Origin of the sequence: Streptomyces sp. Qhu_M48, from assembly GCF_051305195.1 — a bacterium.
In the GTDB taxonomy this organism is placed as follows: domain Bacteria; phylum Actinomycetota; class Actinomycetes; order Streptomycetales; family Streptomycetaceae; genus Streptomyces.
The window spans coordinates 2,958,747-2,976,943 of the sequence record NZ_CP195432.1 but is presented as its reverse complement, the minus strand read 5'-3'; the positions used below and the strand labels follow the sequence as shown (position 1 = coordinate 2,976,943).

Below are 18,197 nucleotides of genomic sequence, written 5' to 3'. Positions count from 1 at the left end.
GAGGGCGTCGCGGAGGTCCCGGAGACTGAAGCAACGTGTGTGCGACGGAGGTCATCCCACGGGGCGACCACCGTCGCAGAACAATGCCTCGGGCGGAAGATCACAGGAGAGACCCCCACTCGGCCTCTTTCGGTCAACTGTGCCATTTTCACGGCCCCTTAGCATGCCTCAGGTGACCGAACCGACCGACGCCGTCCTCACCGGCGGGGCGCTGGCCCGTCTCGTCGACCTCGCCGTGGCCTCGCGGAATCCGGGGGCCGCCCCGTTGGAGGACGAACTCCAGCGCTTCCCCCGGCTGATGCAGGACTCGCACGCCCTCGCCTGGGTCATGCCCCTCGGCACGGTGGCCGCACTCCTCGACGCCGTGGCGGACGAGTACGGCACGGAGCGGTTCGGCGCCCGGTCGGCCGCCGTCCGCGACCGGCTCGCCCGGGCGGCCGGCGACGAGCCCGTCGACGCCTTCCTGCGCTCCCTGGCGGAGCTCGTCCGCGACCCCTGGTTCGGTGTCTGTCCGGGCTACGACGAGCTGCCGCTCTCGCAGTGGGAGGCACTCGCGCGTTTCGGCGTCGTCAACGAGTTCGCGTCACAGATGCCCACCGGTGAGTACGGCAGCGACCCGGAGGCGGAGGCACGGGAGCTGGTCGCCATGGACCACCCCGACTGCCACGGCAGGATCGCCGATCTGGCCGGCCAGCTCCAGCGCGTCCTCTACATGTTCCGTTCGGCCGCCGAGCTCGACAGGGCCTTCGCGCCCGTCATGCCGTCGGTGACGAGCGCCGGCTGCGACTGCTCCTCGATGCGGTCCACGCCCACTTCGCCGAGCAGCACTGACCCCCTCCCCCACTCTCTTCGGAAGGAGCCGCCACCATGCCCACCGACCCGAACCTCGACGTGTCCGCGGAGGAGCTGAAGCGCCTCGCGGACGACCTGGACGCCATGCGGACACACATCGACGGTCACGTGCGCAGGATGGACGCCATCGTCGACCGGGCCGAGGCACGGTGGCGCGGCGAGGCGGCGACGGCGTACCGCAAGCTGCACCGGGAGGCCGGCGCGGACGCCGTCCGGGTCCGGGAGATCCTGGGGGTCCTGGCACAGGCCGTACGGATGAGCCGCGACGGCTTCACACGCCAGGAGCTGGACGCGCTGCGGCAGTTCCGGGCCGAGTCGAAGAAGGTCGCCATCGACGCGGAGGTACGCGGCCTGTCCGGCGAGGGGCCGGGCGGCGCGGGCCCCGGCGGCGGAGCCGCGCCGACCAGCAGGATCAGCGACATGTGAACGTCCGGAGGTGTGCGCACCTCCGGAGAACAGGGGGAACAGTGAACGACGACGGTTCGATCTCCGTCGACCTGGTCGCGCTGCGCGAGATCGCCGGCGACCTGGAGAACGTGCTCAAGACGCTCAACGAGCGGCTGACCGCGCTCTACGACCGTGCGGTGCCGGTCGTCCTCGCCTGGCAGGGGGAGGCCCGCGAGGCCTTCGTCGACGAACTCGACCGCTGGGACCGTCAGATGGAGGATCTTCAGGGCGCCCAGAAGTGGCTGCACGCCATCGCCGCCACCGGGCACGCCAACTACTCCGCCGCCCATCGGGCGACGCTGCGCGGCTGGGGCGGGGCCTGACATGACGACGACACCTCCCACGCCACACGGACATCCTCCCGCACCTCGCGCCCGCGCCGACCGGGCCGCGACCTTCCCGGACCGGGCGACCGCCCAGTGGGCGACCCAGCAGGTGATCGCCCTGAACGAGCAGCTCATCCACCGCTGGCTCGCCCAGTCCACCCGGCGACGGCTCGTCATCGAGGCCGCCTGGCCTTCGCGGCCCGACCCGGTGGGGACCCTGCTCACCGGCGGGATGGCGCTGGTCGGACAGGAGCCGATCCCGGTGCGCGCGGCCCGGGTCGTGCTCCTGCGGACCGGATCCGGCGAGCCGGGCGCGCTCCCCTTCACCGTGCACTCCTCCCTGCCCGTCGAGCTGTAGAGGCCCCCGTGTCCCTGAACCCCGCCGAGCACGACCGCAAGTACGGCGAGCTCGACCAGGTCGTCCGCTCCCACCTGGGCCTCGGCCCGCACGCGCCCGAGGCGCTGGCCGGATATCTCCGGCAGACCTGGCGCACCCGGCCCTGGGCCATGGCCGTCGCCGCCGAGCAGCTGCGCACCCTCGCGGAGAATCCTCCCGGGCGGCTGCGGTTGCGGCTCGGCGAGTACTACCGGATGCCCGACGTGGGGCTGGCGCCCGAGGAGCTGCGGGGGTGGCTCACGGGCCTCGCCGACCGTCTCGACGAGAGCATGGCGACCGGACAGACCCCGCCGCCCGGTCCGCCGGTGACGCCCTGGGAGTGGCGGGCCCGCTTCCCCGAGCTCACCCAGCTGTTCGGCGGCTGGTTCACGCAGGACATGCCGGAGGAGTTCGGCGACCACGAGGCCGCGCTCGCCGACTACCTGGAGGGCACCGATCCGGGCCTGGTCGCCCAGCTGACGGGGGAACTCCACGATCTCCTCGCCCTGGGTCTCGACGAGGACTCCCTGGCCGTGGCCCTGGTGACGCTGGGCTCGGAGGTAGAGCCTCCGGTGCCGTACACCCCCGGCGCCTGGCTCACCGTGCTGGCGGCAAGGCTGCGCGGCTGACGGGTCGGGGTTCCGCCTCGGCCCCGTGCCCTCAGCGTCCTCCCTCGTCCGCGTCGGCTCCACGTGGGCGGTGGCCGCGCACGGGCCGTAGGAGCACGGTGAGCAGGACGGCCGTCAGGGTGCCGGCGACGACACCGCTGCCCAGGATCGTACGGGCCCAGCCGGGGAACCCCTCGTACAGGTTCGGGGTGAGCAGGGGCAGGAGTCCCGCGGTGAGGGCGAGCGCCGCGGTGAGGCTGCCCGTGCCGGTGCCCGACAGGTCGGCCCTGCGGAGCATCTCGACCCCCATCACGGCGATGACGGCGTAGACGACGAGGGACGATCCGCCGACGACGGCCTCCGGTATCCCGGCCAGGGCCCGGGACACCGGTGTGGCCAGGCCGAGGACGACGAGGAGGACGCCCGCCCCGGCGGTCACGAAGCGGCTGCGGACTCCGGTGAGCCGGCCGATGCCGATGTTCTCGGCGCTGGTGACCATGAGGGACGTGCCGAACAGCCCCCGCCCACCATCGAGACGAGTGCGTCGGCGCGGGCGACGCGTGGGACGTCTCGCTCGGGGGCGGGAGTCCGGCCCACGGTCTCGCTGTTGAGCACCGTCTGTCCGGTGATCTCGGCCAGGGTGGTGAGGCTGAACACGAGCAGCGGCAGGGCGGCCAGCAGATCGAACCGGGGTGATCCGAACGGCAGGAGGTCCGGCAGGGCGAAGCCGCTTCCGGCTGCGGGGCCGAAGGTTCCGAGACCGGTGGTCACCGCCACGGCGGTTCCCGTCGCCATCCCGATCAGGACGGAGGTCTGGCGCCAGACGCCGCGCAGGAGGACGTACGCGGCGACGGTCGCCGCGACCGTGAGCGCGGCCAGGAGCACCGCGCGCGGTTCACCGGTGCCGTCCGGGCCGGTGATGAGCCGGGCGGCGACCCTGATCATCGCGATCCCGATGAGCAGCACGGTCACCCCCATGACCAGGGGCGGGAAGAGCCGTACGACACGGGCGTACAGGGGCAGCACGGAGAGCAGCAGGGCCGCCGCCAGGAGGACGGCGCCGGTGGCGGTCGGAGCGCCGTGTTCCTGGGCGATCTGGAGGAACAGCGCGGTGGCGGCGCCGCCGGGCAGCATGACGAACGGCAGCCTGCCGCCGATCCGCCACACTCCGAGGGACTGGAGCAGGGCACCCACGCCGCACAGCAGCAGGACGGCGCTGAGCAGCGACGCGGTGGCGGCCGGCGGCATCTTCAGGGTGCCGGCGACGAGGAAGACGGTGGAGACGGGCGCGGCGATCATCGCCAGGACGTGCTGGGCCGCCAGCGGTGCCAGTCGCCGCGGCGGGACCGGCGCGTCGACGGCCTCGGCGGGGTGGGCCGAGGCGGCGTCGGGGTGGGCCGAGGGGGCGTCGGAGGGGGCCGAGGGGGTGTCTCTGGTGGTCGTCATGCCGTCGCCTCCAGCCACGGGATCTCGGCCGACGCGTAACGGTAGGCGCGGAAGACCGCGTTGGGCTCGGACGGGAAGAGGCCCCGGACCTCGCTCTCCTCGTAGCCGGCGAAGTGGGGGACCACGTACTCCCAGCACAGATAGCCGTCCTTCGTCACCTCGAAGAGCCGCCCGGACGGGGAGTCGGTGACGAGGGTGTTGCCGTTGGGCAGACGCTGCGCGGAGCCCATGAAGGGCGCGAAGAAGAACTCGCGGGCCGGATCGTGGTACTCCCACACGACGTCTCCGCCGGTCCGGTCGATCTCGACGACGCGGGAGAAGGGGACGTCGTGTCCGGGGCGGAAGACGCCGTTGTCGAAGACCAGCAGCCGCCCGTCGTCCAGTTCGGTGGGCGCGTGCTGCTGGCTGACCGTGCCGGGGCGGCTGCGCCAGAGGATCTCACCGGTGTCGCGGCTGATGACGACGACCGCCGAGACGCTGCGGAGGCCGGCGAGGATGTTGCCGTCCCGCAGGGGCGTGACGCTGTTGATCAGGGGCCAGTGCTCTCGGGCGTACGCCTCGTGGAGCGGGTACGAGGCGGGGTCGAGGTGTTCCGCGGCGCGCCAGGACCACAGGAGTTCGCCGTCCGGGCCCACTTCCCTGATGGTGTCGGCCCAGACGATGCCGTCCGCGGCTTCGGAACCGGGCACGCCGCCTCGTACCGCCGCGGCCTCCTCCCCGGTCAGGGGCTCCAGGGCGGTGTAGAGGATGCGGCCGTCGTCGAGGTGGTGGGCGTCGTGGTGCTGGAGGGGGTCCCTGTGCTCCCGGAGGACGGATCCGTCGGGCGCCGCCCGGAGCATGACACCGCCCCGGTACTTGTGCCACAGGGGGAAGAGTGCCCGCTCGCCCGGGAGGACGCCGTTGTAGGCGAGGGTTCCGTCGGCGAGCAGCCGGGCGTGGCGGCCGGGCCGGTAGGGCAGGTCCCAGCGGTGGACGGTGCGGCCGTGGATGTCGACGAGGTAGACCTCTCCCGTTCCGGTGAGCGGCGCGTAGAGGGTGAGGCCGTCGTACACGGCCGTCTCGTCGCAGGCGATGAGGCCGGTGGGGCGCCGGCGGCGTGAGTTCTGGTCGATCGGGGGCATGTCGGCACTCCAAGGAGTCAAAGTTTCTTTGATCAGATCAATCGACTTTGACGGTAGGGCCGTTATGTGACGGGCGTGTGTCGGCCGTACGAAACCGTCTCCGGGTTCCCGGCGCGGGGCGCGTAAGGTGCCGTCAGGCGCCGTCGACCAGGGAGAACGGTGCCGTGGGGTGGGGAAGGACGGGACATCCATGGAGGCCGTGAACACACCCCGGGTGGGTGCCGCCGTACGCCGACGGCGCAGGGCGCTCGATCTGACGCTCGCCGACGTGGCCGAGCGCAGCGGGCTCTCGTCCCCGTTCCTCAGCCAGATCGAGAACGACCGGGCGCGGCCCAGCATGCGGTCGCTGCAGCGGATCGCGGACGCGCTCGGCACCACGGCGGTGCAGCTGCTCGCGGCCTCGGACGAGTCCCGCACGATCGATCTGGTGCGGGCCGGCGACGACAGCGGCCTCGACCGGGAGGCACGCGTCCGGCCGGTCGTTCGCGGCCGCCATCAGCTGCACGCCCTGGAGTTCGTCGGCGAGCACGAGGCGGACCGCGAGTTCCGGCACCGCAACGACGAGTTGATGTACGTGGCGGACGGCGCGGCGGAGGTGGAGGCCGACGGCCGGGTCCACCGGCTGGCCCGCGGGGACAGCCTGCTGCTCTCCGGCGGTGTCCGGCACCGCTGGCGCACCACCGAGCCGGGCTCGCGGGTCCTGGTGGTCGCGATCGGCGACCACGTGGAGGTCCTGGGGTCCTGACGGGGCGGGAGCCGGCGGCTTCGCACGACGGGCGCTGCCCGGCAGGGAGTCGGCCGGACACCCGTGCGCGGTCGCGCGGATGCCCGGCCGGGGCGGTGGTGGGGCGGTCAGGACACGCGGTCGGCGGCGAGCTGGGCGGCCAGGGCGGGAATGCCGAGTGCCTGCTCCTGGGCAGGGGTGGCCTGGTAGAGCTTGTTGGTCAGCTGGTGCGGGTCGTTCGTCAGGTCGTAGTACTCACGGAACTTCACCTGGCCGGTGCCGGACACCGTTCCGTTCGCGTCGGTCGTCAGGTCGTAGTACTCGGTGTACTGCTTGTCCTTGGCGACGTACGAGGACCAGGTCGGCGCCCCGCCGGTGCCGGCGCCCTGCTTCCACCACTCCACCAGCAGGTGGTCGCGGTCGTAGGAGGAGAGCAGGGACCGGCCGTCCTGGGGCGCGGCCGGGGTGATGCCCGCGGCGTCGAGGATCGTCGGCGCGATGTCGATGTTGGCGACGACGCGGGTGTCCACGGTCCCCGCGCCCCGTCCGCCGGCCGGCCAGGAGAGGTAGAACGGCACCTCGTGCGCCGGCCGGTAGGGCACCGACTTGGCGGTCCAGCCGTGGTCGCCCCAGCTGAAGCCGTTGTCACCGATGTAGATGACGAGGGTGTTGTCCAGCTGTCCCAGGGCCTGGAGCCTGTCCTTGAACGCCTGCACCGCGTCGTCGACGGAGAGCAGGGTGCGCAGCTGCTCGGCACGGATGGCCTTGCCGTCGGCGAGGGTGCCGGTGGCTTCTTTGATGTAGGCCGGCTTGTCGCTGCGGTCGCTCTCCGGGACCGAGGGCCTGCCGTTCCACTCGGGTACGGCGGTACCCGCGTACTTCGCCTCGGGGGTGCGCGGACCGTGGGAGGCGTACGGGGTGACGTACGCGAACCAGGGCCTGGTGTCGGTGGCGGCCTTGTCGAGGAAGGTCAGGGTGCGGTTCTTGATGACGGTGGTGGTGTAGTTGTCGATCGTCTTGACGGTGCCGTCGATGTTCCACCGGGCGTTCACGTATCCGGGCTGGAGGAGTGCGAACTCCTCGAAGTGCGGCGGGTTGTCCTCCAGCGCCCAGGCGTTGAGGTACTTGCCGAACAGTCCGGTGCGGTAGCCGGCCTGCTGGAGGTACCTCTGCACGGTGGTGCTCTGGTCGAGCACGTGCGAGGCCTGGTTGTTGCGCACACCGTGGTTGTGGGCGTGCCGGCCGGAGAAGACGCTGGAGCGCGAGGGGGAGCACAGCGGGGTCGTGACATGACCGTTGGTGAACCGCACGCCCTGGTCGGCGAGCCAGCCGACGGTCTTGGGCAGGGCCCACTCGGTCTGCTTGGGCTGGTCGTCGGTGACGATCAGCAGGATGTTCGGGCGGGCCGCCGCGGCGGCGGGGCCGGCCGCGGCGATCTGGGCGAGGCCGGGTAGCGCGGTGGCGGCGGCGACGGCGGCACCGCCGAGGAAACCGCGGCGGCTCACCGGTGGACGTCGATTCTCACTCATGGGTCCGTTCCTCCTGGGCGCGTCGGCGTACGGGGGCACGACGGGCCGTCGGCTGCGGCCGACGGCCCGGAAGGCGGGGAAGAGGGTGTGCGACGGGACCCGGGCGAGGGCGCCGGGTGGGGATCCCGCGGGGAAGGAGGCGTTCAGCGCGCCTGGGCGACCGTACAGAGGGCGCTCGCCGCACGCCCGTGATCGACGTGGCGGCGCCCGGTCAGGGTTCCTGATGCCATGCCCACGACACTAGGGGCGCCCCAACTCCGTTTCCATGTACGGCGGATGAAATACGGAGCGCGGTGGTCTCCGCTTCCTGCGATCCCCGCTCCCCGCGATCCCCGCTCCCCCGCCCCGAGACGGCCCTTGAGGTGGCTCCTTGAGGTGGCTCCTTGAGGTGGCGGCCGCATCGGCCGCCGGCACCGGACGTTAGGGGGTGAGCCAGTCGCTCAGGAGTCGGCTGACCGCGGGCATCGCCACGTAGGTCATCAGCACGTTGAAGACGCAGGCCACGACAGCGCTGCTGAGCAGGAGCGGGAGCGGCGTCAGGTGTGGCACGAGGAAGAGGCTGCCGAGCACGGAGATCGGGTAGATCGCCAGGGTCGCGCTGATCGCCATCTTCCATCGGGGAGGTGCGGGACGTGTCGACCCCGGCTTGGCGAACCATGTCTCCATGCCGGTCAGTTCGCGCCGGGCGACCTCGGTGTGATGGTGCCCCTGGCAGTCGTCGAACCAGGCGGCACGCTCGGGCGACTCCTGCCAGGCCCGGCATGCCTCCGCGTCGCGGAAACGGTGGACGAGGAACCACGGGGCGTCACCCCCGGACGAGCGGAAGAAGCCGTATCCCAGGTGACCGGGGAAGGCGGCCGCGCTGTCGAGGATCCCCTTCGCCCACCGCTCGAAGGCGGCCTCGTGGCCGGGCTCCACCCGGCGGGCTATCAGGAGGGTCACCTCGCCGGTGTCGGCGGGGACGGTGGCATGCTCCAGGCTGACGGCGGTCACCCATACTCCTCATGATCACACCGCGCCCGCGCACACTCTACGCGCCGTTCGGCACAGCGGCGCCGTACCCCATGGCGCTCCTCACCTCACGGAGACCCTGCCTCCGCTCGGCGGCGCGCCGCCCCAAGGCGTCATCTCCTCCCGCGGAGGCGCGGCCGGGACCTCGGGTCATCCGCGCGGGAGCTACCGGACACGGGGAGGGTCCCTGATCGCCGGGCCCGGCGTTCGGCTGTCTCTCGTCGAGACGTCACGACCGGGCTCCGCAGACCCCTGGATCGGACCGCCTCCGCCCTCGGAACGAGGTGAGGCGACAGAGGGACAAAAGGTGCACACTGGTCACGAAGCCTTGCGTGCGCCCGCCTCCGGCCCCCGCGAGAGGCATCTCGTGCCTCCGAGCACCGCGAGGCAGGCGTCCACCCGGGCGAGCGGAGGAGGACGCATGACAACCCCACAGGGCCCCGCATCCCATGCCGGAGCGGGCGGGGAGCCCCCCGCCCACGCGGTCGACCCGGCGGACCAGTTGGAGCGTCTGGGACGCTCCTGGATGTGGCTCCTCGGGGCCGCGCTGGCGACACTCGTGCCGGGCGTTCTGCTGCTCGTCTGGCCGGACGCGACGCTGCACGTCCTCGCCGTACTCATCGGGCTGTACCTGCTGGTGATCGGCGGCTTCCGCTTCGTGGCCGCGTTCGGCCGCGACAGCGGAGACCGCGTGCCCGGCCTGATCGTGGCCGTCCTGTGCGTGCTCGGCGGGGTGCTGTGCCTGAGGAACCCGCTGCAGACGATCGCAGCGCTCTCGCTCATCGTCGGCGCCGTCTGGCTGGTGTCCGGCATCGTCACCCTGTACACCGCCATCGCCGCCAAGGACATGCCGCACCGCGGCGTCGTCATGGCGGTCGCGGCCCTCGGCATCGTCGCGGGAATCGTGGTCCTGGCGCTGCCGACCGAATCGGCCCGGGCGCTGACCAGGCTGCTCGGCCTGTGGCTCGTCCTCCTCGGCCTGGCCGAGACCGCGGTCGCCCTCAGCTGGCGTTCCGCCCTGCGCAGGGCGGGAATCCCGGGCCGCGACACCTCCGGCCCGCCCCTCTGACGCCGGTCTCTCGGGCGGGCGCGCGGCGGCACGGCCGGATCAGCCCTCCGTCGGCCCGCCGCGCGGGTCAAGGGTCCAGTTCTGGCCGACGAGGTCGTGGCCGGCGCGGGCGCGCGGAGGCCCGCGTGTCCGTGGCACGCCCGACCGGAGCGGCCTCAGGCCGGACCGGGGGTCCTCGCGTCCGTGTCGGCGGCCCTTGGCGCGGCGGGAGCAGGCATCGGGGAGTGCCGCCGGCGGTCACGGAGATCCACGCCGTCACCCGCTTCCGCCGCTGTTTCGGGGCTGTCCCCGAAGGCGCCCGGGCGGCCTGCTTCGGAGGCGCCCACGAAGGCGTCCTCCATGGCGTCCTCCGCGTCGTCCTCCAGGGCGTCCTCGCCGTAGAGGGCCTGCACCCAGTTGGACTGGTAGACGGTGTCGAGGTAGCGCTCGCCGAGGTCGGGGGCGATGGCGACGGAGGTGAGCCCGGGCCGGCCGTGCTCGGCCAGCCACTTCGTGGCACCTCTGACCACCGTGCCGGTGGAGCCGCCGAAGAGGAAGCCGCGCCGGGCCAGTCGGCGGCAGGTGCGGATGCCGTCGGCCTCTTCGACGGACACCGCCTCGTCCACGTAGTCCCTGTCGAACAGCGGTGGCGGGACGCTCATGCCCAGGCCGGGAATCATGCGCCGGCCGGGAGGGCCTCCGAAGGTGACCGAGCCGACGCTGTCGACGGCGACGATCCGCACGGGCCGGTGCCAGGTCCGGAAGAAGCGCGCGCAGCCCATCAGGGTGCCCGTGGTGCCCACCCCGACGAACAACACGTCCAGCTGCGGGAACCTCCGGCCGATGGCGGGCGCCGTCCTCAGGTAGTGGGCCTTCCAGTTGTCCGAGTTGGTGTACTGGCTGAGCCAGACGAAGCGGTCGTCGGACGCGCAGAGTCGGCGCACATGGGCCAGTCGGGCGCCGAGGAGGCCGCCGTCGGCCTTCGCCGTGGCGATGACGTGTACCTGGCTGCCCAGGGCCTCCATCGTCAGCCGGGTCGAGAGGTTGCACCGTGAGTCCGTGACGCAGACGAAGCGGTACCCCCTGCTCGCCGCGATCATGCTGAGGGCGACGCCGAGGTTCCCGGAGGAGGATTCGACCAGGACCGAGTCCGGCTTCAGGACCCCGTTCCGCTCGGCGGCCTCGACCATCTCGCGGGCGGCCTTGAGCTTGATGGATCCGGCGAAGTTGAACCCCTCGCACTTGAGGAACAGCGAGCATCCGAACAGGTGCCGGAGGTCGACGTAGAGGTCCTCTTCGTTGAATGCCTCGGGGGCGGTGATGACGGGCACGATGGTCACTCCTCGGTCGTGGCGAGCACCCGGTGTCCCGTCGGGCGGTGTGCCGGGCCTCGCTGCCGCGGGATCGGGTCCACCTGCCGGGGACGCGGGGGAACGTCCGTTGTGGCACGGGGCTTTCGGGCTCAGCCGTAGCGGCTCAGTTCCGTGAAGAAGTCGTCGACGAGGTGCAGGCCGCCGCGGCTCGCCACCTCGTCGTAGACGAGGTTGCCGACGGCGAGATCGAGCACGCCCAGACCGAACGGGGAGAACACCGCGGGCCGGTCGCGCGGGATCGCCACCTCGCCACCGACGACCTGGTCGAGCGTGCCGTCCACGAAGTCCCGGTTGCCCGTGAGCTGCTCGGCCAGGTGGGGTGACGTCGCCGCCCGGAGGCAGTGGTCGATGTCGTCGACGATGTTGGTCGACGCGAGCAGGACCGTCGGCGCGAGGTCGCGGAGCGAGACGTGGAGCACCACGGGGTTGTGGGCGAACCATGACGCCTCGTGGACGTGCGGCTGCGCGGCCACCGTGGCGAACACGACGAGATCGCTCTGGCGGATCAGCTGCTCTCCTCCGCTGTGGACCGTGATCCGGGCGGCCGTCCCCGCCTGTTCGAGGTAGGTGCGGAATCCGGCGGAGCTGTCGGGCGAGAGGTCGTAGACGCCGATGTCGTCGAACGACCAGCCGGTTCCCACCAGGAAGGTGTGGATGTAGCGGGCGATCAGTCCCGCGCCGAAGAACCCGACGCGCAGGGGTCGCGGCCTGTCCCTGCTGAGCCGGTCGGCGGCGGACGCGGCGGAGGCGGCGGTCCTGGTGGCGCTGATGATCGAGCTCTCGATGCAGGCGAAGGGATAGCCGGTCACCGGGTCGTTGAGGATGAGGACGGCGGAGGCCCGGGGAATCCCCGCGGCCACGTTGGCGGGGAAGCTGGAGATCCACTTGAGACCGCTGACCGGTGCTTCGCCGCCGAGCGAGGCGGGGAGCGCGATGATCCGCGCCGTCGGCCTGTCGGGGAAGTGCAGGAAGGACGAGGGGGGGTTGACCGACTGGCCCGAGCCGTGCAGCCGGTAGGTCGCCTCGACGAGCTCGACGACCTGCTTCTCGCGTCCGATGAGGGCGCTCTGGACCTGGGATCCGGGAATCACGGCGAACGGCGGGGGGCCGGTGCGGCCGGCGGCCGGGGGTACGGAGCGGGTGGTGGTCATCGGTCGGCCCTCCCGAAGAGCGGCGAGCAGTCGTCCATGCGGACCGGATCCGCCATGGCGACGACGACGTCCCGGGGCCCTGTGTACGGTTCCCGGCTGTGCGCGGTGCTGATGTTGTCGATGAGCAGCAGGTCGCCGGTCTGCCAGGGGATGCGTACGGTGTGGGCCTCGTAGACCGAGTTGATCAGGCGCACGGTGTCGTCGCTGATCGGGTCGCCGTCGCCGTAGGCGGTGTCGAACGGCAGGCCATCGGATCCGTACTCGTCGACCAGGTACTCCCGGATCTCCGGGGCCAGTGTCCAGGCGTTGAGGAACGCGATCTGGTTGAACCAGCACGGCACGCCGGTGACGGGGTGGTGGACGACGGCGTTGCGGCGCTGGCGCGTGCGCAGTCCGCCGTCCGGCCGCCGGTCGAAGTCGATGGCGTGGGCGCGGCAGTAGTCCTCGACGGCGGCCGGATCGTCGGTGCCGAAGGAGTCGGAGACGCTCGCCCCGATGTCGTCGTTGTAGTTCCGTGTGAGGAGCCATCCCTCGCGCGCGAAGCGTGAGGTGAGCTCGGCCGGCAGTGCCTGGAGGACGGCGTGGGCGTCCGCGACGGCGGTGGCCCCGCCCTCGTCCGGCGCGCGGAGGCACGCGCAGAGCAGCAGTCCGGGGAACTCGACGGTGTAGCTGAGCTCGTGATGCATGCACATGGGTTGGTTGGGCGGCCACGTGGCCGAGGAGTAGAGGCCTTCGCCGTACGCCTCGCGGGCGGCGAAGGCCTCCCTCTCGGTCACCGCTCCGGCGGTCAGGTGCCGGGCCAGCACGCGCAGGTCGGACACCTCACGCAGTCCCAGGCCGCGGACCATGAGCGAACCGCGCTCGGCGACGAGGGCGCGCAGGGTGTCGCGCTGCTCGACGGCCCAGTGCGTCAGTCCTTCGGCGGCCTCGGTCTCGTAGGGCGTGGGTGCGGTCGGGGAGGTGTTCCTCGGCAGCAGTGTGGAGGTCATGGCCTTCGTCCTTTCGTCGCGACGCTGGGGGTGGGTGGGACGGGTCGGGGGGCGCGGCTGTCGATCAGGGTGGCCAGGTCGGCGAGGACGGGGTGGCTGAGCACGTCCGGCAGGGGCACGACCCTGTCCAGGTGGAGGGCGAGCCGCACCGCGGAAAGGGAGGTTCCGCCCTGGTCGAAGAAGTGGTCCCGTCGCCCGACGCGGTCCCGTGGCAGGCCGAGGACGGTGGCGAACGCGTCGGCCAGGCGCTTCTCCGTGGGGGTGCGGGGCGGCTCGTGGGCCGCGTCGGCCGAGGTCAGCGTCTGCGCCAGCCCGGCGAGGGCCTTCTTGTCGACCTTGCCGTTCGCGGTGAGGTCGAGTGCGTCGCGCCGGTGGAGCGCCGAGGGGACCATGTAGGCGGGCAGGGACCTGGCCAGTCGCTCCACCAGGACGTCGGTGCCCAGCGGGGCGTCGGAGGTGTAGAAGCCGACGAGCGACGTCCGGTCCCCGGTCGGCGTGACGACCACGGCCGCGTCGCGGACTCCGGGGACCGCCAGCAACGCGTTCTCGACTTCCCCTGTCTCGATACGGAAGCCGCGGATCTTCACCTGCGTGTCCCGGCGGCCCAGGAATTCGAGCTTCCCGTCCGGCAGCCAGCGGCCGTAGTCTCCGCTCCGGTACAGGCGCTCGCCGGGGCGGTGCGGGTCCGGCACGAAGGCGTGCCGGGTGCGTTCGGGGTCGTTGATGTACCCGCGGCCGACGCAGACGCCCGAGAAGACGATCTCGCCGGGCGCGCCCAGGGGTACGGGTGTCAGGTCCTGGTCGACGACGTAGACGTACACGTTGGGGATCGGGCGCCCGAGCGGGACGCGCGCGCTGTCCGGGGCGGCCTCCATCACCTCGTGGTTGGTGTCGTCCGAGGTCTCCGTCAGTCCGTACGCGTTGACCAGGCGGGTCCCGGGTGCGGCGGCGAACCACCGGCGCACGAGGTCCCTCTTCAGCGGCTCGCCGGTCACGGACACGCACCGCAGGTCCGGCAGTGCGCGCGGCCGCCTCTCCAGTGCGGACAGCACGACGTCCAGGTACGAGGGCACCAGCTGGACGACCCCCGCCCGTCCGCCGGCGATCGTGTCGAGGAACCGCGGGACGTCCAGGATCGCGGTCTGTTCGACGATCAGGGTGCGTCCTCCCACCAGCAGGGCCGACACCAGCTGCCAGAGCGAGATGTCGAAGCACTGCGGGGCCGTCTGGGCGACGACACCGCCCTCGTGGATCCGCAGGTCGTCGATCTTGGCGTACAGGTGGTTGAGCATCCCCGCGTGCTCGCAGACTGCGCCCTTCGGCTCGCCCGTGGAGCCCGAGGTGAAGTAGACGTACGCGGGGCGGGAACCTTCGACGGTGACACCCAGGTCGGCCGAGTCGGCGCCGCTCAGGCTCTCCTTGTCGATGGAGAGGGTGCGGGTGCCGGGCCGACCTGCCAGGGCGCGGTCGAGGTGGTCCGTACCCGGTGCGGTCAGTACCAGATCGCAGTCGGCTCGGGAGAGCATCCTGGCGATGCGATCGGGCGGGAAGTGCGGTTCGACGGGCATGTAGACGCCGCCGGCCTTGAACACCGCGAGGACGGCCGCCATCCAGTCAAGGCCGCGTTCGGCCGCCACGGCCACCACGTCCTCGGAGCGCATCCCCGCCCCCAGCAGCGCCCGGCCGAGCCGGTTGGCGCGCGCGTTGAGTTCTCGGTACGTCCACGTCTCTCCCGCGCACTCGGCCGCGATCGCGTCCGGGCAGGACTCCGCCCGCTCCTCGAAGAGTTCGTGGAACCTGCGGTCCGGCAGCGGCCGGGACCGCCCCGCGAGTGCGTGGATCTGGAGGAGGCGCTCTTCCTCGGAGACGAGGCTCAGGTCGGCGGGCGCGGAATCCGGAACGGAGGCGAGCTGTTCGAGGGCGGCTCGGTGGTAGTGGGCGACGCGGGCGGCCGCCTCGGCGTCGAGGCGGTCGGTGCGGAATCGCACGCGGAGCACCGGCCGACCGTCACGGCGGGCCAGAGCCACCGCCAGCACCGGGCCGTCGGCCGCCGGCCGTCCGAGGTCCGCCGTGCCGAGGAGCGCGTCGGGCGGCCCCCGGCCGTCCGACGGCTCCGGCGGTGACTGCTCGGAGCGGGCGGGAGCGGACGCTTCGGCGCGGGCGGGCGCGAACTCCTCGGTGCGTACGGAGACCTCGGAGCGTTCCACAGTCGGCTCGGCGCGTTCTCCGGCGGGCTCCGCGGGCGACTCGGCTCGCGCCGGGGACAACTCGGTCTCGGCGGCGGCCAGCAGCTCGCGCCAGGTGGGGACTTCCGCCGTCAGGGACCACGGCACCCAGCGTCCACCGGGCTCGATCACGCGGCCGCCGGAGACCACCGTGTCACCGGAGAGGGCGGAGAGCACCTTCGCGTGGGCCGCGAGCAGCACGGCGGAGACTGTCACTCCGGCGTCGTCGGCCGCGCGGTGCAGCGCGGTGAGCAGGTCCTCGGTGACGGGCGTCTCGTGCAGGGCACGGCCCGGAGTCGGGGTCGGCGACCACGGGGGCACCCGGGTGAATCCCGCGGTGGTGTTCCCGTCGACGCGGGTCCGCGAACCGGTCGGGGTTGGCGCGGTCATCACAACGCTCCTTCGTCGCCACGGTGGGTACGGCCGGCCGGTCTGGCCGGGTTGCCTCCCCAGACCGCCCCCTGTGGGACCACCTCGCCCTTCATGAGGAAGGAGTCCGCTTCGAGCACCGATCCGTCGCCGACGGTGACGCCGTAGTGGACGAAGGCACCCACCCCGAGGGTCACCTCGGAACCGATGGCGATCCGGTCGGACTTGAAGGTGCCGTCCTCCTGCGAGTGGCATTGGGCGACGCTTCCGGCGTTGAGCGTGCAGTGGTCGCCGAGCGACACCATGGTTCGCTCCGTGAGGCTGCAGCCGTCGTCGAAGAGCCTTCTGCCGACGTCGACTCCGAGGAGCCGCCACACCAGGCCCTTGAACGGAGTGCCGTCGAAGATCCGGACGTAGGTCTCGGAGGGGACCTTCCAGTAGCGCTCGCGCAGCCAGAAACGTCGGTCGTAGATGGAACAGAACAGCGGCCCGGGCGGGTGGCGGAGGGTCACGGCGCGTTCCACCAGCACGAAGTAGGCCGTGCTGAACAGGAGGACGAGGACGTTGGCCAGCGCCAGTGCCGAGACGCCGAAGGTCGCGTGGAGATCGGCGGCGGCGGAGAACGTGAGCGTGACGCAGAACAGGTAGATCCATCCCACGGCGAGGTGGACGGCCATGGTGGCGACGTTGTGGCGGTTCTTCGCCGCGAGGCGGCGGCGCAGTTCCCCGCCGCTCTTCTCGTCGTCGAACGTCCGGTCCCGCCGTACCGACCGCGGGATCTCGAAGCTGGGTGAGCCGAGCAGGCCGACGCCCTCACGGAGAGGGCCGTCGAGCGGGACCCTGACCTTGGTGGCGAGGAGGCAGTCGTTCCCCGTCCGGCCGCCCGCCGGGTAGGCGATGCGGTTGCCGAGGAAGTTGTGCGCTCCGATCTCCGTCCTGGACACGCGGAACGAGGTACTGGAGTAGTCGGCGTTCATCAGCGAGAGCCCGTCCGCGACCATGGTTCCGGTGCCCACCGCGCTCAGGGTGGGGCTCTCGTGCTTGACCTGCGTGCCGAAGTTCGACCCGGTCTGTTGGACGGGGGAAAGGGCGTACCCGAGGGCGCGCAGGTAGGGGACGACGGCCGAGCTGTCGCCGAAGAGGCGCGTCAGGAACCGCCGGTTGGTGAGGAACGTGCTTGCCCGGTGCACACCGTGGTGGAGGCCGAAGAGCGGGTAGACCCTGCCGGGTGTGATGATCCGGTGGAGCATCCTCGGGGCGATCGCCAGGAGCAGCGCGAGCGGAACCGCGCCGAAGTACACCAGCGCGGACACCGCGAGGATGTCGAGGTAGAAGACCCAGGTCGTCAGGACCGCGGGCCCGGTCTCCAGGACGGCGGTGAACTGCGGTGCCCCGGCGAGCAGCATGTCCACCCCGCCGGCGACCAGCGGCACGTAGACGAAGATCGCGGTCAGCAGTTGCAGGACGCCGTGCGCGGTTCGCCGTGCCGTCCCGCAGTCGCGGGCGGGTACGGACGGGAAGTCCTCGTCGCCGGGCTGCGCGGGTGATCCGTACCAGTGCTCACCGGCGGGCACCGTCTGCCCGGCGTGGAGGGCCGAGGCGTGGCCCAGCCGGGAGCCGTCGCCCATCGTGGTGTCGATGTCGAGCACCGTCGACTCGCTGACGATCACATCGCTCCCGAGGGTGACCCTTCCCGTCTGGATCACCTCCGCGGACGCCCGGTAGCAGCTGAGGCGCGCGTCCTTGCGTACGAGCGAGTCGTCGCCGACGGTCAGCAGGTCGGTGCAGACCGGCAGGCTGCGGGTCAGGACCAGCGAGCGGCGGCCGATGTGGGCGCCCAGGGCCCTGAGGTAGAGCGTGTAGAGGGGCGACCCCACGAAGAGGACCAGCGGACTGGAGCGGGTCAGCGTCTTGACCACCCAGAAGCGGACGTATCCCAGACTCCAGACCCGCAGCTCACCCGGTGTCCACCGGCCGACGAGGATCCACTTGAGGAGGATGGGGAGGACGCTCAGGACGGTCAGGGTGACGAGGCCGAACGCGACCGCACGCAGATACGTGTCGAAGAGTCCTTCCCCGGCGGCGATCCATCCGTACCCGAGCGTGGCGACCAGGGCGACGAGATACGCGTAGCCGAGGAACGCGACGGTCTGCAGGACGCCGCAGAGGACGTAGTGCGGGCGGCCGGTCGGCTCCGGCGACGCGGCGGTCGTTCGCCCGGCCGCCACCGGCTCGGCAGAAGTCGTCGGCGGGGGGCCGGCGTCGCAGGCGGACGCGAGAGCCCGGATCGTCGGGTGGCTGTAGACGTCCTTCATGGATACGGGGGGCAGGTCCGGGTTCTTCCTCACCCGCGCGCAGAAGTGGGCCATCACCAAGGAGTCGGCGCCCAGCTCGTCGAAGAAGTGACGGTCGTCCGGCACGCTGCCGGCTCCCATCACCTCGGCGAGCAGGGTGGCGAAGCGCTCGCGGGTGACAGCGGCGGGGTCCGCTCGGTCGGCGGCCGGTACGGACCGCTCGGCCGAACCTGCCGGCAGCACTTCGAGTTGATCACGCCTCATCGGAACTCCTCGGGACGGCAACGTCCGCGAACCGAAGGACAGGA

General features: G+C 71.9%; 17 protein-coding genes. 7 read left to right on the top strand and 10 right to left on the bottom strand.

Features of this window, described 5'->3' with window-relative positions; translation table 11 throughout:
• Positions 1-172: 172 nt before the first annotated feature.
• Genes ACRRSS_RS13785 through ACRRSS_RS13765 form a run of 5 tightly spaced genes read left to right on the top strand, consistent with a single transcriptional unit; the run spans position 173 to position 2,630 of the window.
• On the top strand, positions 173-910 hold the full coding sequence (locus ACRRSS_RS13785) for a hypothetical protein (RefSeq protein ID WP_435971495.1): 738 nt from the start codon (positions 173-175) through the stop codon (positions 908-910).
• The gene (locus tag ACRRSS_RS13780; protein WP_435971494.1) at positions 868-1,278 is read left to right on the top strand and encodes a WXG100 family type VII secretion target; all 411 of its coding nucleotides are present in this window, start codon (positions 868-870) and stop codon (positions 1,276-1,278) included. Before ACRRSS_RS13785 ends, ACRRSS_RS13780 begins: the two co-directional genes overlap by 43 nt.
• Positions 1,279-1,319: 41 nt before the next feature.
• Positions 1,320-1,622, top strand: coding sequence for a WXG100 family type VII secretion target (locus ACRRSS_RS13775; protein WP_435971493.1), 303 nt, complete (start codon positions 1,320-1,322; stop codon positions 1,620-1,622).
• A 1-nt stretch (position 1,623) separates the two neighbouring features.
• On the top strand, positions 1,624-1,983 hold the full coding sequence (locus ACRRSS_RS13770; RefSeq protein ID WP_435971492.1) for an RNase A-like domain-containing protein: 360 nt from the start codon (positions 1,624-1,626) through the stop codon (positions 1,981-1,983).
• Between the two features lie 8 nt (positions 1,984-1,991).
• Positions 1,992-2,630: a contact-dependent growth inhibition system immunity protein gene (locus ACRRSS_RS13765; RefSeq protein ID WP_435971491.1), complete on the top strand. Its 639-nt coding sequence runs from the start codon at positions 1,992-1,994 to the stop codon at positions 2,628-2,630.
• Positions 2,631-2,661: 31 nt separating this feature from the next.
• On the opposite strand, the gene ACRRSS_RS13760 is transcribed toward ACRRSS_RS13765, so the two are convergent.
• From ACRRSS_RS13760 to ACRRSS_RS13750, 3 genes are read right to left on the bottom strand one after another with little or no spacing between them, the layout of a single operon-like run.
• The gene (locus ACRRSS_RS13760) at positions 2,662-3,108 is read right to left on the bottom strand and encodes a solute carrier family 23 protein (protein ID WP_435971490.1); all 447 of its coding nucleotides are present in this window, start codon (positions 3,106-3,108) and stop codon (positions 2,662-2,664) included.
• Positions 3,045-4,055, bottom strand: a complete 1,011-nt coding sequence (locus ACRRSS_RS13755) for a solute carrier family 23 protein (protein ID WP_435971489.1) — start codon at positions 4,053-4,055, stop codon at positions 3,045-3,047. Before ACRRSS_RS13755 ends, ACRRSS_RS13760 begins: the two co-directional genes overlap by 64 nt.
• A complete protein-coding gene (locus ACRRSS_RS13750) occupies positions 4,052-5,176 on the bottom strand; it encodes an aryl-sulfate sulfotransferase (protein WP_435971488.1) in 1,125 nt (374 codons plus the stop codon). The genes ACRRSS_RS13755 and ACRRSS_RS13750 overlap by 4 nt, the downstream gene beginning before the upstream one ends.
• 190 nt (positions 5,177-5,366) lie before the next feature.
• On the opposite strand from ACRRSS_RS13750, the gene ACRRSS_RS13745 reads away from it, so the two are divergent.
• Positions 5,367-5,921, top strand: coding sequence for a helix-turn-helix domain-containing protein (locus ACRRSS_RS13745; protein WP_435971487.1), 555 nt, complete (start codon positions 5,367-5,369; stop codon positions 5,919-5,921).
• A 107-nt stretch (positions 5,922-6,028) separates the two neighbouring features.
• Here the strand turns inward: ACRRSS_RS13745 and ACRRSS_RS13740 are convergent, their stop codons facing one another.
• Together ACRRSS_RS13740 and ACRRSS_RS13735 are read right to left on the bottom strand one after the other, a co-directional pair.
• Positions 6,029-7,429 carry a sulfatase family protein gene (locus ACRRSS_RS13740; protein ID WP_435971486.1) on the bottom strand — a complete coding sequence of 467 codons (1,401 nt, stop codon included), beginning with the start codon at positions 7,427-7,429 and terminating at the stop codon, positions 6,029-6,031.
• Between the two features lie 420 nt (positions 7,430-7,849).
• Positions 7,850-8,422, bottom strand: a complete 573-nt coding sequence (locus ACRRSS_RS13735) for an antibiotic biosynthesis monooxygenase (protein ID WP_435971485.1) — start codon at positions 8,420-8,422, stop codon at positions 7,850-7,852.
• Positions 8,423-8,861: 439 nt separating this feature from the next.
• On the opposite strand from ACRRSS_RS13735, the gene ACRRSS_RS13730 reads away from it, so the two are divergent.
• On the top strand, positions 8,862-9,509 hold the full coding sequence (locus tag ACRRSS_RS13730) for an HdeD family acid-resistance protein (RefSeq protein ID WP_435971484.1): 648 nt from the start codon (positions 8,862-8,864) through the stop codon (positions 9,507-9,509).
• 155 nt (positions 9,510-9,664) lie between these two features.
• Here the strand turns inward: ACRRSS_RS13730 and sbnA are convergent, their stop codons facing one another.
• From sbnA to ACRRSS_RS13705, 5 genes are all read right to left on the bottom strand, one after another.
• Entirely contained in the window at positions 9,665-10,819 is a 1,155-nt protein-coding gene (gene sbnA, locus ACRRSS_RS13725; RefSeq protein ID WP_435971483.1) for a 2,3-diaminopropionate biosynthesis protein SbnA, read from the bottom strand.
• 131 nt (positions 10,820-10,950) lie between these two features.
• Complete coding sequence (sbnB, locus tag ACRRSS_RS13720) at positions 10,951-12,012, bottom strand: 2,3-diaminopropionate biosynthesis protein SbnB (RefSeq protein WP_435971482.1); 1,062 nt, start codon at positions 12,010-12,012, stop codon at positions 10,951-10,953.
• Complete coding sequence (locus ACRRSS_RS13715) at positions 12,009-13,001, bottom strand: TauD/TfdA family dioxygenase (RefSeq protein ID WP_435971481.1); 993 nt, start codon at positions 12,999-13,001, stop codon at positions 12,009-12,011. Before ACRRSS_RS13715 ends, sbnB begins: the two co-directional genes overlap by 4 nt.
• A complete protein-coding gene (locus ACRRSS_RS13710; RefSeq protein ID WP_435971480.1) occupies positions 12,998-15,616 on the bottom strand; it encodes a non-ribosomal peptide synthetase in 2,619 nt (872 codons plus the stop codon). The genes ACRRSS_RS13715 and ACRRSS_RS13710 overlap by 4 nt, the downstream gene beginning before the upstream one ends.
• Positions 15,616-18,153, bottom strand: a complete 2,538-nt coding sequence (locus ACRRSS_RS13705) for a Pls/PosA family non-ribosomal peptide synthetase (RefSeq protein ID WP_435971479.1) — start codon at positions 18,151-18,153, stop codon at positions 15,616-15,618. The genes ACRRSS_RS13710 and ACRRSS_RS13705 overlap by 1 nt, the downstream gene beginning before the upstream one ends.
• Positions 18,154-18,197 lie beyond the last annotated feature (44 nt).

What these genes read in the sequence shown, in the direction of transcription:
- ACRRSS_RS13780 (WP_435971494.1), top strand. Translation starts at nt 868, where the DNA reads ATGCCCACCGACCCGAACCTCGACGTGTCCGCGGAGGAGCTGAAGCGC.
- ACRRSS_RS13770 (WP_435971492.1), top strand. Translation starts at nt 1,624, where the DNA reads ATGACGACGACACCTCCCACGCCACACGGACATCCTCCCGCACCTCGC.
- ACRRSS_RS13760 (WP_435971490.1), bottom strand. Translation starts at nt 3,108, where the DNA reads ATGGTCACCAGCGCCGAGAACATCGGCATCGGCCGGCTCACCGGAGTC.
- ACRRSS_RS13755 (WP_435971489.1), bottom strand. Translation starts at nt 4,055, where the DNA reads ATGACGACCACCAGAGACACCCCCTCGGCCCCCTCCGACGCCCCCTCG.
- ACRRSS_RS13750 (WP_435971488.1), bottom strand. Translation starts at nt 5,176, where the DNA reads ATGCCCCCGATCGACCAGAACTCACGCCGCCGGCGCCCCACCGGCCTC.
- ACRRSS_RS13745 (WP_435971487.1), top strand. Translation starts at nt 5,367, where the DNA reads ATGGAGGCCGTGAACACACCCCGGGTGGGTGCCGCCGTACGCCGACGG.
- ACRRSS_RS13740 (WP_435971486.1), bottom strand. Translation starts at nt 7,429, where the DNA reads ATGAGTGAGAATCGACGTCCACCGGTGAGCCGCCGCGGTTTCCTCGGC.
- ACRRSS_RS13730 (WP_435971484.1), top strand. Translation starts at nt 8,862, where the DNA reads ATGACAACCCCACAGGGCCCCGCATCCCATGCCGGAGCGGGCGGGGAG.
- sbnB (WP_435971482.1), bottom strand. Translation starts at nt 12,012, where the DNA reads ATGACCACCACCCGCTCCGTACCCCCGGCCGCCGGCCGCACCGGCCCC.
- ACRRSS_RS13715 (WP_435971481.1), bottom strand. Translation starts at nt 13,001, where the DNA reads ATGACCTCCACACTGCTGCCGAGGAACACCTCCCCGACCGCACCCACG.
- ACRRSS_RS13710 (WP_435971480.1), bottom strand. Translation starts at nt 15,616, where the DNA reads ATGACCGCGCCAACCCCGACCGGTTCGCGGACCCGCGTCGACGGGAAC.
- ACRRSS_RS13705 (WP_435971479.1), bottom strand. Translation starts at nt 18,153, where the DNA reads ATGAGGCGTGATCAACTCGAAGTGCTGCCGGCAGGTTCGGCCGAGCGG.